The organism is Mesorhizobium sp. LNJC391B00 (assembly GCF_000502535.1).
Lineage (GTDB): Bacteria > Pseudomonadota > Alphaproteobacteria > Rhizobiales > Rhizobiaceae > Mesorhizobium.
The window spans coordinates 493,123-507,230 of sequence record NZ_AYWI01000001.1 but is presented as its reverse complement, the minus strand read 5'-3'; the positions used below and the strand labels follow the sequence as shown (position 1 = coordinate 507,230).

Annotated in this window: 11 protein-coding genes; 1 reads left to right on the top strand and 10 read right to left on the bottom strand. The window is 63.0% G+C overall.

Annotated elements, in window-relative coordinates; translation table 11 throughout:
- Positions 1–1,554 (top strand): bifunctional diguanylate cyclase/phosphodiesterase, encoded by a 1,554-nt coding sequence (locus X750_RS160340; protein WP_023669563.1) that lies wholly within the window; start codon positions 1–3, stop codon positions 1,552–1,554.
- A 16-nt stretch (positions 1,555–1,570) separates the two neighbouring features.
- Here X750_RS160340 and X750_RS160345 read toward each other — a convergent pair whose 3' ends face one another.
- The 10 genes from X750_RS160345 to rimP form a co-directional block, all read right to left on the bottom strand.
- On the bottom strand, positions 1,571–2,584 hold the full coding sequence (locus tag X750_RS160345) for a class I SAM-dependent methyltransferase (protein ID WP_023715304.1): 1,014 nt from the start codon (positions 2,582–2,584) through the stop codon (positions 1,571–1,573).
- Positions 2,585–2,669: 85 nt separating this feature from the next.
- A complete protein-coding gene (gene pnp / locus X750_RS160350; RefSeq protein ID WP_023682005.1) occupies positions 2,670–4,817 on the bottom strand; it encodes a polyribonucleotide nucleotidyltransferase in 2,148 nt (715 codons plus the stop codon).
- A 277-nt stretch (positions 4,818–5,094) separates the two neighbouring features.
- Entirely contained in the window at positions 5,095–5,469 is a 375-nt protein-coding gene (gene rpsO / locus X750_RS160355) for a 30S ribosomal protein S15 (protein WP_280790898.1), read from the bottom strand.
- 95 nt (positions 5,470–5,564) lie between these two features.
- Entirely contained in the window at positions 5,565–6,659 is a 1,095-nt protein-coding gene (gene corA / locus X750_RS160360; protein WP_023682006.1) for a magnesium/cobalt transporter CorA, read from the bottom strand.
- A 44-nt stretch (positions 6,660–6,703) separates the two neighbouring features.
- Positions 6,704–7,675, bottom strand: a complete 972-nt coding sequence (truB, locus tag X750_RS160365) for a tRNA pseudouridine(55) synthase TruB (RefSeq protein ID WP_023746681.1) — start codon at positions 7,673–7,675, stop codon at positions 6,704–6,706.
- Positions 7,675–8,094, bottom strand: coding sequence for a 30S ribosome-binding factor RbfA (rbfA, locus tag X750_RS160370; protein ID WP_023669558.1), 420 nt, complete (start codon positions 8,092–8,094; stop codon positions 7,675–7,677). Before rbfA ends, truB begins: the two co-directional genes overlap by 1 nt.
- A gap of 161 nt (positions 8,095–8,255) precedes the next feature.
- Positions 8,256–10,820, bottom strand: coding sequence for a translation initiation factor IF-2 (gene infB, locus X750_RS160375; RefSeq protein WP_023669557.1), 2,565 nt, complete (start codon positions 10,818–10,820; stop codon positions 8,256–8,258).
- Positions 10,817–11,467: an RNA-binding protein gene (locus X750_RS160380; protein ID WP_023669556.1), complete on the bottom strand. Its 651-nt coding sequence runs from the start codon at positions 11,465–11,467 to the stop codon at positions 10,817–10,819. Before X750_RS160380 ends, infB begins: the two co-directional genes overlap by 4 nt.
- Before the next feature lie 38 nt (positions 11,468–11,505).
- A complete protein-coding gene (nusA, locus tag X750_RS160385; protein WP_023669555.1) occupies positions 11,506–13,101 on the bottom strand; it encodes a transcription termination factor NusA in 1,596 nt (531 codons plus the stop codon).
- 47 nt (positions 13,102–13,148) lie between these two features.
- Positions 13,149–13,793, bottom strand: coding sequence for a ribosome maturation factor RimP (rimP, locus tag X750_RS160390; RefSeq protein ID WP_023669554.1), 645 nt, complete (start codon positions 13,791–13,793; stop codon positions 13,149–13,151).
- Between the last annotated feature and the right edge of the window lie 315 nt (positions 13,794–14,108).

Here is a 14,108-nt window from a genome sequence, read left to right as displayed (position 1 = left end):
ATGCCTGCTGTCAGCAACCCGAAGCGAACGCCTGTGTTCCGGCTGCTCACCGTCGCCAGTTCGGGCCTTGGCAGTTTCATCCTTGGGCTTTGGGGCCTCCGGCATGGTTTCGGGGACGGCTTTGCCGGCATGCAGGCGGAAACCATGATCGGCATCGCGTCGGCGCTATGCGCGCTGGCCGCCGCCGGTGCTGCCTTGTCCTTCTTCGCCGGCGTCGATGAATCGGTGGACTACGTTTTCAACGAAACCCATTTCGACAAGCTGACCGGGCTTTTTGCGCGGCCGGCGATGGTCGGCAGGATTGCCGACGCGGCGTCCGCGACGATCAGGACCGGTGAGCCGGTGTTCCTCATCGACATCGACATCGACCGCTTCAAGCAGATCAACGACGCCATCGGCTACAGCCATGGCGACGAACTGATCCGCGGCTTCACCAAGCGGTTGAAGGCCTGCATGCCCGAAGGCGCGGTGATGGGGCGCATCGGCGCCGGCGAGTTCGCTATCCTTGTCTGGGAACACCAACTCCAAAGGTCCATGGAAAGCACCGTCGAAACCATGATCGAGGAGATGCTGAAGCCGTACCAGCTCGATTCCCACCTGCAGTCGGTCGGCCTGTCGGTCGGCATCGTGGCGATGCCAAAGGATGGCGTCGATCCGGTCCTCATCCTGCGCCGCTCCAACCTGGCGCTGCAGAATGCCCGCGCCGGCGGCGTGGGCAACTGGTCGGTCTTCCATTCCGACATGGGCCAGGTCGCCGACTACCGCCACTGGATCGAATCCGAACTGCACATCGCCTTCGTCCGTGGCGATTTCGACCTTCACTACCAGCCGCAGCTCGACCTGCCGACCGGCCGTATCGTCGGCTACGAGGCGCTGATCCGCTGGAAGCACCCGGAACGCGGCATGATCCCGCCGATGGAATTCATTCCGATCGCCGAAGAGACCGGCATGATCCACCCGATCGGCAATTGGGTGCTGAACAAGGCCTGCAGCGATGCCCGTCATTTGCCCGAGGACTGCTTCGTTGCCGTCAACATCTCGCCGGTCCAGTTCATGACCAAGGATTTCGTCGGCATCGTGCGCGATACGATGGCCAGCACCGGCATCAAGCCGTCGCGGCTGGAGCTCGAAGTGACCGAGACGGCGATGATGCAGGACCGCGACCGCGCCGCCACCATCCTGCAGCAGCTTGCCGACATGGGCATTTCGGTGGCCGTCGACGATTTCGGCACCGGCTATTCCAATCTCAGCTACCTGATCGACTTCGCCTTCGGCAAGCTGAAGATCGACCGCTCCTTCGTCAGCCGCATCGACACCGATTCGAATTCGGGCGCCGTCGTCTCTACCATCGTCGGCCTGTCGCGGGCGCTCGGCGTCGGCATCATCGCCGAAGGCGTCGAGACCGAGAACCAGGCGACGCTTTTGCGAGCAGCTGGTTGCGAGATGGTGCAGGGCTATCTGTTCGGCAGGCCGGCGCCGCTCAAGATCAAGCCTGGCGATATCAGACCGACCATTCCCGTCCACGAGCCGGCGCGCATCGTCAGCATGCATTGAGGCGACCGGCACCGTCCTATCGGCGCGCGGAGAAAACCTTGAACATGCCGTCGCGGGCGAGCTCGGCATGGCTGGAGAAGACGGCCTTCAGAACCGGTTCGTAAGGCAGCTGACGGTTCGCCACCATGAACAGCCGCCCGCCCGGCTTCAGCGCCTTGCCCGCCGCCTGGATCATGCCGGCGCCGATTTCCGGCTCGGCCGCCCGGCTGCGATGGAAGGGCGGGTTCATGACGATGGCATCATAGCGCCGCTCGACCGGCTCGCTCAGCAGATCGGTCCAAAAGAAGCCGGGCTCGAAGCCTGTCTGGCCGATATTGCCCTTGGCCGCCTCAAGCGCGTCGAAATCCGCTTCGTAAAGGTCGAGCCCCGTTATACCGGATGAACGTGCCGCGACCTCGGCGGCGACATAACCCCAGCCGGCGCAGAAATCAGCAATGTTGCCGCGCAGGTCTTTGGGCAGGTTGTCGACCAGAAGTTTCGAGCCGGCGTCGATCCGGTCGAAGGAGAACATGCCCGGCGCAGTGCGGAAGCGGTCCTCTACGACCAAGGCAGGATTGGCGACGCGCAGTTTTTCCGCAGGCGCCAGATCGACCGGACGGCGAAGCCAGAAGGCGATGCCGTGATATTTCGGCAGATGCCCTTCGATGGGGACAAGCTCGTCGATGCGCTTGCGCAGGCTGGCGATGCCTTCGTCCTTACCGCCGGCGACAATGATCAGACCGCCCGGCGTGACGCGTTCGATCGCCTCGGCAATACGCATCTCGTTTAGCCCACGATGGCGGCCGGCAAGCACGAGCGCTGCATCGAATGCATCGCCTTCCGAGCGGGGCGTTACCTTGTGACCGGCACGCTCCAGCGCTCGGAGATGCGGCCGGAAACCCTGTGCAAGATGGAGCTCTGCCTCGAAGCCTTCCGGCAAGCGGAAGCCGGGCTCCGCACCCAGGAACAACACACGCTCGCCCTTTTGCGGCAGAGGGAGCCCCTCGGCCTCGAAGGGATGGAACAGTGTCTTCAGCGGCTCAGCGGCCATTCTTCGATTCTCATGTCGTAGACGGGTATTAAACGAAAACGGGCGCGACATAAGCCGCGCCCGTTCAACTCTATTGTCAGACCACTCAGGCGGCGTTTTCTTCGCCTTCGGCCTTCTTGTCGCGGGCGATTTCCTTGCCGGTGGCCTGGTCGACGACCTTCATCGACAGGCGGACCTTGCCGCGCTCGTCGAAGCCCATCAGCTTGACCCAGACCTTGTCGCCTTCCTTGACGACGTCCGAGGTCTTGGCGACCCGGTCGTTGGCAAGCTGCGAGATGTGGACGAGGCCGTCACGCGGACCGAAGAAGTTGACGAAAGCGCCGAAGTCGGCGGTCTTGACGACCGTGCCTTCGTAGATTTCGCCGACTTCCGGCTCGGCGACGATGGTATGGATCCACTTCTTGGCCGCCTCGATCTCCTTGGCGTTCGACGAAGCGATCTTGACCGTGCCGTCGTCCTCGATGTTGATCTTTGCGCCGGTCTTCTCGACGATCTCACGGATAACCTTGCCGCCGGAGCCGATCACGTCGCGGATCTTGTCGGTCGGGATGTGCATAACCTCGATGCGCGGTGCGAACTCACCGAGTTCGGGGCGGGCGCCGGTCAGAGCATGCGCCATCTCGCTGAGGATATGCTGGCGGCCGTCCTTGGCCTGGTCCAGCGCGATCTTCATGATCTCCTCGGTGATGCCCTCGATCTTGATGTCCATCTGCAGCGAGGTGATGCCGCCTTCGGTACCGGCAACCTTGAAGTCCATGTCGCCGAGGTGATCTTCGTCACCCAGGATGTCGGACAGAACCGCGAAGCGCTCGCCTTCCTTGATCAGGCCCATCGCGATACCAGCAACCGGCTTGGCCAGCGGAACGCCGGCATCCATCAGCGCCAGCGATGTGCCGCAGACGGTGGCCATCGACGACGAACCGTTGGACTCGGTGATCTCCGAGACGACGCGCAGCGTGTAGGGGAACTGGTCCGCGCTCGGCAGCATCGGACGGATGGCGCGCCAGGCGAGCTTGCCGTGGCCGATTTCGCGGCGGCCCGGCGAACCCATGCGGCCGGTCTCGCCGACGGAGTAGGGAGGGAAGTTGTAGTGAAGGAGGAACTTCTCCTTGTACATGCCGGTCAGCGAATCGACATACTGCTCGTCCTCGCCGGTGCCCAGCGTGGCAACGACCAGCGCCTGGGTCTCGCCGCGGGTGAACAGCGCCGAACCGTGCGTGCGCGGCAGGACGCCGACTTCCGAGACGATCTTGCGGACGGTCTTGAGGTCACGGCCATCGATGCGCGAACCGGTGTCGAGGATGTTCCAGCGCACGACCTTGGCCTGGAGTTCCTTGAACACCGAACCGATCTGCTCGGAGGTGTACTTGGCGTCTTCGCCTTCGGCCGGAGCGAACGCTGCCTTGACCTTCGCCTTGACGGCGTCGACGGCGGCGTAACGCTTCTGCTTGTCGACGTTCTTGTAGGCATTGCTGAGCTCGTCGCCGACGATCTTCAGCATTTCGGCTTCGAGCGCGGAGTAGTCCGGCGCTGTGAAATCGCGCGGCTCCTTGGCGGCAACTTCGGCCAGCTTGATGATGGCGTCGATCACCGGCTGGAAGCCCCTGTGGCCGAACATGACGGCGCCGAGCATCAGCTCTTCGCCGAGTTCCTTGGCTTCGGACTCGACCATCAGCACGGCGTCGGCGGTGCCGGCGACAATGAGGTCGAGCCTGGATTCCTGCATCTCGTCGACATGCGGGTTGAGCACGTATTCGCCGTTGATGTAGCCGACGCGAGCGCCGCCGATCGGGCCCATGAAGGGAACGCCCGACAGCGTCAAAGCGGCCGAGGTGGCGACGATCGACAGGATATCGGGATCGTTCTCGAGGTCATGCTGGACGACGGTGACGACGATCTGGGTGTCGTTCTTGTAGCCGTCGGCGAAGAGCGGGCGGATCGGGCGGTCGATCAGGCGGGAAACCAGCGTTTCCTTTTCGCTCGGACGTCCCTCGCGCTTGAAGTAGCCGCCCGGGATCTTGCCGGCGGCGTAGGTCTTTTCCTGGTAGTTGACGGTCAGCGGGAAGAAATCGAGGCCTGGCTTCGGCTCCTTCATCGAAACGACGGTGGCGAGAACCTTGGTTTCGCCATAGGTCGCAAGCACCGCGCCGTCAGCCTGACGTGCGATCTTGCCAGTTTCCAGGATGAGCGGACGGCCGCCCCATTCGATTTCCACTTTGTGGTAGTTGAACATATCTTGTCCTTAGTAAGCGGAAAGGGCCGCGCCGTTTCACGGTGCGCGGATGCCCTTTCCCTGGCTTCCTTTCTCGGGCAGCCACGGGCAAGACAACGGGAAGCTCGGGTAGATTCGGCGCTGGTTAGCGCACGAGCGTCCTGCAATCCTGCCCCATGACCGTCCATGGGCGGTTTCGAGTGGCCTCTGCACGCTCGAAACCGGGTCTGGCCAATCGATGCGACTGGCAGAATGCGCGACCGGCGGGCTCTCCTTCGAAAGCCCGCCGGTCAATTCGTCAACGGCGCAGACCGAGCTTCTCGATCAACGTCTGATAGCGCGCGTCATCCTTGCGCTTGAGATAATCAAGCAGGCTGCGGCGCTGGGAGACGAGAGCGAGCAGACCACGGCGGGAATGGTTATCCTTCTTGTGGTCCTTGAAGTGGTCGGTCAGGTTCTTGATGCGCTCGGAAAGGATGGCCACCTGGACTTCCGGAGACCCGGTATCGCCCTTGGCGGTTGCGAATTCACCCATCAATTCCTGTTTGCGCTCGGCAGTAATCGACATCGTGTTTTTCCTTATCTGTTTGAGGAAACGGGTCGCCCTTAGCCGGGATGTCGTCCAGCAGGGGCCGGTGCAAGCAAAGCGACATGGCGCGATGCTGCGGCGCATATAGGGCAATTCCCCGGAAAACACCAGCCCATTCATAAAGCCGGCTTGTCGCAGCCCTTTGCTCGGGAATCCAGGATTCCCCTGACACCTGAAGCTTACAGCCACTTCTTGCTTTTGAAGAAGACGATCAGCCCGACAGCAACGGCCAGCATGAACAGCAGCGAAGCCGGGTAGCCATAGTAGGCTTTCAGTTCCGGCATGTTCCACGGCGAGCTCTCGGGATCGAAATTCATCCCCCAGATACCGACCAGGAAGGTTAGCGGCATGAAAATCACCGAGACGATGGTGAGATAAGAGATCACATCGTTGGTGCGCGCCTGGCTCAGCGACAAATGCATTTCGATCAAGCCGGTCAGCATATCACGCTGGTTCTCGACCAGCTCGATCAGCCGCAATGCGTGGTCGAGCGTGTCATTGAAGAAGATTTTCGTCTCCGGCTTCACATAGGGCACGTCGTTGCGGATCAGCGTCGCCAGCGCGTCGCGCATCGGCCACAGCACGCCCTTGAGCACATTGGCGTCGCGCCGCAATTCGTGCAGCTGGCGCATCTGATGCTTGTGAGGCGTGTTGAGCATCTCGTCCTCGATGCCATCGACCTCCTCGCTAGCGGCCTCAATCGGCGGGAAATAGCTGTCGACGATGGAATCGATGAGCGCATAGGCCAGATAGTCGGCGCCGCGCATCCGCAAGCGGTTGGGCAACGCTGCGGCGATGCGCTTGCGCACGGGGTCGAACGGATCGCCTTCGCGCTCCTGGAAGGTGACGACGAATTTCTTGCCGAAGAACACCGCGATCTGCTCATAGCGATGCACCTTGACGTCGTCGATCATGCGCATGACGACGAAGGCGTGGTCCTCGAAGAAGTCGACCTTCGGCCGCTGGCCGGTGTTGACGACATCTTCCAGAGCCAGTGGATGCAGGTTGAAGATCCGGCCGATCTCCTCGATCAGCTGGATGTTGGCGAGACCGGTGCAGTCCAACCAGACGACCGGCCAGTTGTCGCAATGGGTGTTGAGATCGTCGATGCTGGCATCGTTGATGGTCTTGAATTTTTCAGGCGAAATCAGCGTCAGCCGCAGCTCGGACCGTCGCGCCGCCGGATCGGCGATCAGCGTGCCGGGCGAGGCGCCAACCGGCGGCCGGCGCGTTGTCACTGGCGCCCGCTTCTTCACCGCCTCAGCCTTTGCCATGTGCCCCTCGGATGTGACGTCGACGTAAGACTAGACGAGAGTGGTCAGCCGACAAAGACCCGCTTCGGCTTGAACATGCCTTGCTCGATGGCGCCGATGGCGACAAGCTTGCCGCGCGCGGTGGCGCAGGCTTCCTCGGCTTCCACGGGCGCGTCGCGGCCGCGGATGATGACGGGATTGCCAAGGCGGATCTTGGTCGCCGCTTCGTCGCTGATGGCGATCTGGGGCAGGCAGTCGAGCGCGGCGGCCGTGTCGACAAGCAGCGCATCGATGGCGCCAAAGTCGATCGGCGCGTCGGAAACATCGGCGTCGCCCTCTTTGTCAGCTTCGCGCTGTTCGCCGAAACGGGCGGCTTCCAGTTCGGCGACGGTGACGAAATCCTCCTGGGTGAACGGCTCGACCTCGACCCTGCGCAATTCGGCGATGTGGCCGAAGCAGCCGAGGTCGCGGCCCATGTCGCGGGCCAGCGAGCGCACATAGGTGCCTTTGCCGCATTCGACCTCGAACGAAGTGTGGTCGGCAGCGTGCTCGACGATGTCCAGACGGCCGATCTCGATCTCGCGCGCGGGGATGTCGACTGTCTCGCCCCCACGGGCGAGATCGTAGGCGCGTTCGCCTGATATCTTGATGGCCGAGAATTGCGGCGGTGTCTGCATGATGACGCCGGTGTAGTTCGGCAGCAGCGCCCTGACATCGTTTTCCGCCGGACGGCGGTCGGAACTTTGCGTCACCGGGCCTTCGAGATCGTCGGTCGAACGCTCCTCGCCCCAGGCGACGGTGAACCGGTAGATTTTGGCGCCGTCCTGCACATAAGGCACGGTCTTGGTTGCCTCGCCGAGCGCGATCGGCAGCATGCCAGAGGCCAGCGGGTCGAGCGTGCCGGCATGGCCGGCCTTTTCTGCCTGGAAAAGCCATTTGATCTTGGAGACGGCTTCGGTCGAACCCATGCCAACCGGCTTGTCCAGCACCACCCAGCCGGAGATCGGCCGTCCCTTCTTCTTGCCGCGGCGCCCCACTATTTCTCGTCCTTGTCGTTGTCTTCGCCATCGGCACCCAAGTCTCGCGCGACTTCGGGCGATTTCAGCAAATCGTTGATCCTGGCGAAATTGTCGAAGGACGTATCGAGCTTGAAGCGGAACTCCGGCATGAACTTCATCTGGCGGAGCGCGCCGGAGACGCGGCCACGGACGAACTTCGCATGCTTGTTGAGCGCGTCGATGACCGCACCCGTGTCCTTGGCGCCGAGCGGCGAAACGAAGGCCGTTGCGACCCTCAGATCAGTCGACATGCGCACTTCCGAGACCGAAACCACGGTGTTCTCGATCAGCGGGTCGATAATCTCGCCGCGCTGCAAGGTTTCCGACAGCGCATGGCGCACCTGTTCGGCGACGCGAAGCATGCGCTGGGATGGGCTGGAGGCGGTTGGACGGGGCATTTTTCTCAATCCGGAAAGCGTGAGGCGCGGGATGGGACCGTGCCGCATGTCTCATACTTGTTTCTATGCATATCGTTTATCCCGCACTTTTGGGCGACAGGCATTAAAGTTAGGGCGGCAGTCTTTCGACCACCGCCCGGTCGTATCGACAGTATACGAACTCAGAGCGTCCGGGTCACCATCTCGACGCGGAAGCACTCGATGATGTCGCCAACGCGCATGTCCTCGTAGTTCTGGAAGGCCATGCCGCACTCCTGGCCGCCCGGAACTTCCGCGACTTCGTCCTTGAAGCGCTTGAGGGTCTTCAGCGTGCCTTCATGGATGACGACGTTGTCGCGGATCAGGCGCACGCCCGCTCCACGCTCGACCTTGCCTTCGGTGACACGGCAGCCGGCGATCTTGCCGACCTTGGTGATGTCGAAGATCTCGAGGATCTCGGCATTGCCGATGAAGGTCTCGCGGCGTTCCGGCGACAGCAAGCCGGAAAGTGCTGCCTTCACATCATCGACAAGGTTGTAGATGATCGAGTAGTAGCGGATTTCGATGCCCGCGGCCGCCGCGGCCGCACGTGCCTGCACGTTGGCACGGACGTTGAAGCCGATGATCGCGGCCCCCGAGGTCTCCGCCAGCGACACGTCGCTTTCGGTGATGGCGCCGGCGCCGGCATGAACGATGCGCGCACGCACCTCGTCGGTGCCAAGCTTGTCGAGAGCGGCGTTGATCGCCTCGATCGAACCCTGCACGTCGCCCTTGATGACCAGCGGGAATTCCTTCAACCCGCTCGTCTGCAGCTGCGACATCATCTGTTCGAGCGAGCCGCGCTGGCCGGCATGGCGAGCCACTGCCTTCTCGCGCGCCAGACGCTGGCGATATTCGGTGATCTCGCGGGCGCGGGCCTCGTTGTTGACGACAGCGAAGCGGTCGCCGGCTTGCGGCGTGCCCTGCAGGCCGAGCACCTCGACCGGCATAGCCGGCGGCGCCTCCTTGATCTGCTCGCCACGGTCGTTGACCAGAGCGCGCACCCGGCCCCACTCATTGCCGGCGACGAGGATGTCGCCCGGCATCAAAGTGCCGGTCTGCACCAGTACGGTGGCGACGGGGCCACGGCCCTTGTCGAGCTGGGCTTCGATGACCACGCCCTCGGCGGTACGGTCCGGATTGGCCTTGAGGTCGAGGATTTCGGCCTGCAGCAGGATCGCTTCCAACAGCTTGTCGAGGTTGGTGCCCTTGGTCGCCGACACTTCGACGTCCAGCACTTCACCGCCCATCGATTCGACGAACACCTCATGGCGCAGCAGTTCCGACCGCACCTTCTGCGGATCGGCATCATGCTTGTCGATCTTGTTGATCGCCACGATGATCGGAACGCCGGCCGCCTTGGCATGGCTGATCGATTCGATGGTCTGCGGCATGACGCTGTCGTCGGCCGCCACCACCAGGATGGCGATGTCGGTCGCCTGAGCGCCGCGGGCGCGCATCGCCGTGAAGGCGGCGTGACCGGGCGTGTCGATGAAGGTGATCTTCTGACCGTTCTTCTCGACCTGGTAGGCGCCGATATGCTGGGTGATGCCGCCGGCTTCGCCGGAGACGACATTGGCATTGCGGATGGCGTCGAGCAGCGAGGTCTTGCCGTGGTCGACATGGCCCATGATGGTCACGACAGGCGGCCGCGACACCAGGTCCTCGGCATTGTCGGCAATGTTGAACAGGCCTTCCTCGATGTCGGACTCGGCGACGCGGCGGACCGTGTGGCCGAATTCGGTGGCGACCAGCTCGGCCGTGTCGGCGTCGATGATGTCGCCCGGCTTCAGGATCTGGCCCTGCTTCATGAAGTACTTGACCACATCGACAGCGCGCTCGGACATGCGCTGCGCCAGTTCCTGGATGGTGATGGTTTCAGGCAGGATCACTTCGCGCATAACCTTCTCGCGCGGCTCATTATGCATCGCGCGCTTGAATTTTTCCTGGCGGCGACGCATCGACGACAGCGAGCGGGCGCGCGCGTCCTCGTCGGAAAGCGCCGTGTTGAGGGTCAGTTTGCCGCGACGACGGTCTTCCTCGGCCTTGGTCGGCTTGGCCGGGCGCGCCACTTCGGGCGTAACCGGACGGCGTACCGGGGCGCCGGCGGCGGTGCGCTTCGGCTTGACCTCTTCCTCGTCGTCCGATGCCACAAGCTCGGCAGCCTGCGGCGCGCGGCGGCGCGCTTCTTCCTCGGCGCGGCGGCGGGACTCGGCCTCGGTCTGCAGGCGGGCTTCTTCCTCGGCCTGACGGCGCGCGGATTCCTCGCGCTCGCGCTTGCGGCGTTCCTCATCCTCGTTGCGGCGCTTGGCCTCTTCGATGGCGCGTTGGCGGTCCTCGACGTCGCGAACCTTGGAGCCTTCGAGCGCCCTGCGGCGCGCTTCCATTTCATTGCGCGACAGTTCGTTCAGCACCATGCCGCCGCGTTCGGCCGGCGGCGGCGGAGGCGGCGCCTTGGGCGCTTCCTGCACGACGGGGGCTGCCACTACCGCGGGCTTGGGCGTAAATACGGGTGCAGCCACCGGCTCCGGCTTGTCGCCGGGCATGGAGAATTTGCGCTTCTTGATCTCGACCTGGACCTGCTTGGTGCGGCCATGCGAGAAATTCTGTCGCACGACGCTCTGCTCGGTACCGGGGCGCTTCAGCGTCAAGGTCTTCTTCGGTGTAACACTCAACGTCTTGTCGTCGCCCGATTTCGTATCGCTCATTCCATATCCTCTGCAGCATCATCTTCGTCAGCAACGGCCGCAAGCATTGCCAGATCGTCGGGGGTTCCGCCCCGATATCGGTCGAGCGCAACCATGCGCCTCTCAACCGCCTTGCCCGCGTCTCCCGCGAGAACGGCAGCATGTATCACATTTGTACCCCCCAATGCCAAGCTCAACTCGGCCTCGGAGAAAAGTTTGTAGGCAAGGACTGCCGGCCCGCCGAGGTGGACAGTTGCCCGCCGCGCCTGACTGATCTTGCGCACGCCATCGTCGGATGCCTCGGTCGCGTGGAGCACGAAAAGCGCCAACCCCGAGCGCACCGCGCTCTCGACCTTGGTTGCGCCGAGTGCGATCGAGCCAGCCTTGCGGGCAAGGCCAAGCATACCCAAAGCGGATCGTGCAAGCAGTCCGTCGACCATGCCGCCGAGATCGGGCGGCACGACGACCTGCGCCTTGAAGGCGCGGGCAAACAAGTTCTTCGCCGCCGCCTTGTCGATATGTAGGCGGTCGGCGCTCACCCAACAACCACGGCCGGGCAGATTTCTCTTCAGGTCAGGAACGACGGCCGAATCCGGGCCGACGACGAAACGGATCAGCTCATCCGGCTCGGCTTGCTTGCGCGTGACGATGCAGGTGCGATCGTTCATCTCGTCCTGGGGCGGGTTGTGTGCGATGCGGTTTCACCTCACGCACCAACGGCTTCGTCAGCCGGGACCTGTTCGGCTGCAAGCTCGTCTTCGGTGATCCAGCCGGCCTTGAGGCGGGCTGCCAGAACCATCTGCTCGGCGTCGGCGCGCGACACGCCGTGATTGGCGAGCACACCCGGGAATACCTTGGTCTCGCCGTCCTTGCGTTCCTTCCAGCCGGTCAGGTCGTCGGCGGCATAGCCGGCGAAATCCTCGATCGTCTTCACGCCATCCTCGCCGAGCGTCACCATCATGGCGGTGGTGACGCCAGGGATCTCGCGCAGTTCGTCGGTGACGCCCAGCGCCTTGCGCTTGTCGTCATGCTCGGCTTCGATCTTCTCCAGATATTCGCGGGCGCGGGTCTGGATCTCCGAAGCGGTGTCTTCGTCGAAACCGTCGATCGAGGCGATCTCGCCCGAATCGACGTAGGCAACTTCCTCGACGCTGGTGAAGCCTTCGGAGGCCAACACCTGGCCGACCATCTCGTCGACATCAAGGGCTTCCATGAACAGCGACGAGCGTTCGACGAATTCCTTCTGGCGGCGCTCAGACTCCTCGGCCTCGGTCAGGATGTCGATGTCCCAGCCGGTGAGCTGCGAGGCAAGACGCACGTTCTGGCCGCGACGGCCGATGGCCAGCGACAACTGGTCGTCGGGAACCACCACTTCGATGCGCTCGGCATCCTCGTCGAGCACCACCTTGGCGACTTCCGCCGGCTGCAGCGCGTTGACGATGAAGGAGGCGGCCGAAGGCGACCACGGAATGATGTCGATCTTTTCGCCCTGCAATTCGCCGACCACGGCCTGGACGCGGCTGCCGCGCATACCGACGCAGGCGCCGACCGGATCGATCGACGAGTCACGCGAAATGACGGCGATCTTAGCGCGCGAGCCTGGGTCGCGGGCGACCGACTTGATCTCGATGATGCCGTCATAGATTTCCGGCACTTCCATGGTGAAGAGCTTGGCCATGAACTGCGGATGGGTGCGCGACAGGAATATCTGCGGGCCGCGCTGTTCGCGGCGCACGTCGTAGACATAGGCGCGGACGCGGTCGCCGTACTTGTAGTTTTCGCGCGGGATCAGCTCGTCGCGGCGGATAATCGCCTCGCCACGGCCGAGATCGACGATGACGTTGCCATATTCGACGCGCTTGACGGTGCCGTTGACGATCTCGCCGATGCGGTCCTTGTATTCGTCATACTGGCGGTCGCGCTCGGCCTCGCGCACTTTCTGCACGATGACCTGCTTGGCTGACTGGGCGGCGATGCGGCCGAAATCCATTGGCGGCAGCTGTTCGGCGATGAAGTCGCCAAGCTGGGCGTCCGGATTGCGCTCGCGGGCCGAGGAAATGGCGATCTGGGTGGCGTAGTCGTCGACCTTCTCGACCACTTCCATCAGCCGCTGCAGCTTCATCTCGCCGGTGTTGGCGTTGATGTCGGCGCGGATGTTGGTTTCCTGGCCGTAGCGCGAGCGCGCGGCCTTCTGGATCGCATCAGCCATGGCGGCAATGACGATCGACTTGTCGATCGACTTTTCACGCGCCACCGCGTCGGCGATCTGCAGCAGTTCAAGTCTGTTGGCGCTTACAACCATCTTATTTCTCCCGAGCTTGTTGCCGAGCTTTTAGGCCCGGCCGCTCATCATAGTTCCTGTTCGATTTCGTCTTCCGCGCCGCCTTCAGCACCTTCGGGTGCATCATCAGCTTCGCCGCGGCGTTTCTTGGCTTCCTTGCGTTCCCGGTTGTCCTTCGAAAGGGCATCGCGAATAAGGTCGTCGGTGAGGATCAGCCGCACATCGGCGATCGCGTCATAAGGAATGCGAACCGTCGGCTCTTCGCCGTAGGCGGCCTTGTCGCGCTCGAGCAGCATGTCGTCTTCGCCGGCTTCGGCGATCTTGCCCTTGAAGCGCTTGCGGTCGGCGACCGGCACCGAGGTTTCCATCTTCACCAGATGGCCGGTCCAGGTGACGAAATCCGACTTGCGTACCAGCGGCCGGTCGATGCCCGGCGACGACACTTCGAGATGATAGGCCTTCTCGATCGGGTCATCGACGTCGAGCGCCGGCGACACAGCGCGGCTGACCTCTTCGCAATCCTCGACGGTCATGGTGCCGTCCTCGCGTTCGGCCATGATCTGCAGCGTCAGGCCGTTCTGGCCCGACAGATGCACCCGCACGAGGCGGAAGCCAATGCCTCGCAACACCGGCTGAACGATCAGCGCGATGCGCGCATCGATACCGCTTTCGCGGATGATGCGGTCGTCGGCTTCGCTTGCCGTTGCAGTCATGCGGTTCCTGTCGTTCTCTGGATCAGGATGATCGTCGTCCCGAACCATCTCTTTGCTGATGGCTGACCGGCAGGTAATAAAAAAGAGCGGGACCGGGTGGACCCACTCTTCGTCATACCGACCAAGAATTTGAGGCTGATATAGACGATCCCGGCCGGTGTTTCAAGTCTGTTGACGGGCCGGGCAGAGTGCAGCCGGGGACGGCTGGCAGGATTGCGCGCGGCGCATGCCGGCTATGCGGTAACGGCCCTGTGATCCCGGATTTCACATCCCTATCTATGTTGCACTGCACAAATCAAAGATGAGCGCGCGGTG

Coding starts and splice junctions, on each gene's coding strand:
- X750_RS160340 (WP_023669563.1), top strand. CDS start 1: ATGCCTGCTGTCAGCAACCCGAAGCGAACGCCTGTGTTCCGGCTGCTC.
- rbfA (WP_023669558.1), bottom strand. CDS start 8,094: ATGCCCCGTCCAACCGCCTCCAGCCCATCCCAGCGCATGCTTCGCGTC.
- infB (WP_023669557.1), bottom strand. CDS start 10,820: ATGAGCGATACGAAATCGGGCGACGACAAGACGTTGAGTGTTACACCG.
- X750_RS160380 (WP_023669556.1), bottom strand. CDS start 11,467: ATGAACGATCGCACCTGCATCGTCACGCGCAAGCAAGCCGAGCCGGAT.
- rimP (WP_023669554.1), bottom strand. CDS start 13,793: ATGACTGCAACGGCAAGCGAAGCCGACGACCGCATCATCCGCGAAAGC.
- X750_RS160345 (WP_023715304.1), bottom strand. CDS start 2,584: ATGGCCGCTGAGCCGCTGAAGACACTGTTCCATCCCTTCGAGGCCGAG.
- corA (WP_023682006.1), bottom strand. CDS start 6,659: ATGGCAAAGGCTGAGGCGGTGAAGAAGCGGGCGCCAGTGACAACGCGC.
- rpsO (WP_280790898.1), bottom strand. CDS start 5,469: ATGCGCCGCAGCATCGCGCCATGTCGCTTTGCTTGCACCGGCCCCTGC.
- pnp (WP_023682005.1), bottom strand. CDS start 4,817: ATGTTCAACTACCACAAAGTGGAAATCGAATGGGGCGGCCGTCCGCTC.
- nusA (WP_023669555.1), bottom strand. CDS start 13,101: ATGGTTGTAAGCGCCAACAGACTTGAACTGCTGCAGATCGCCGACGCG.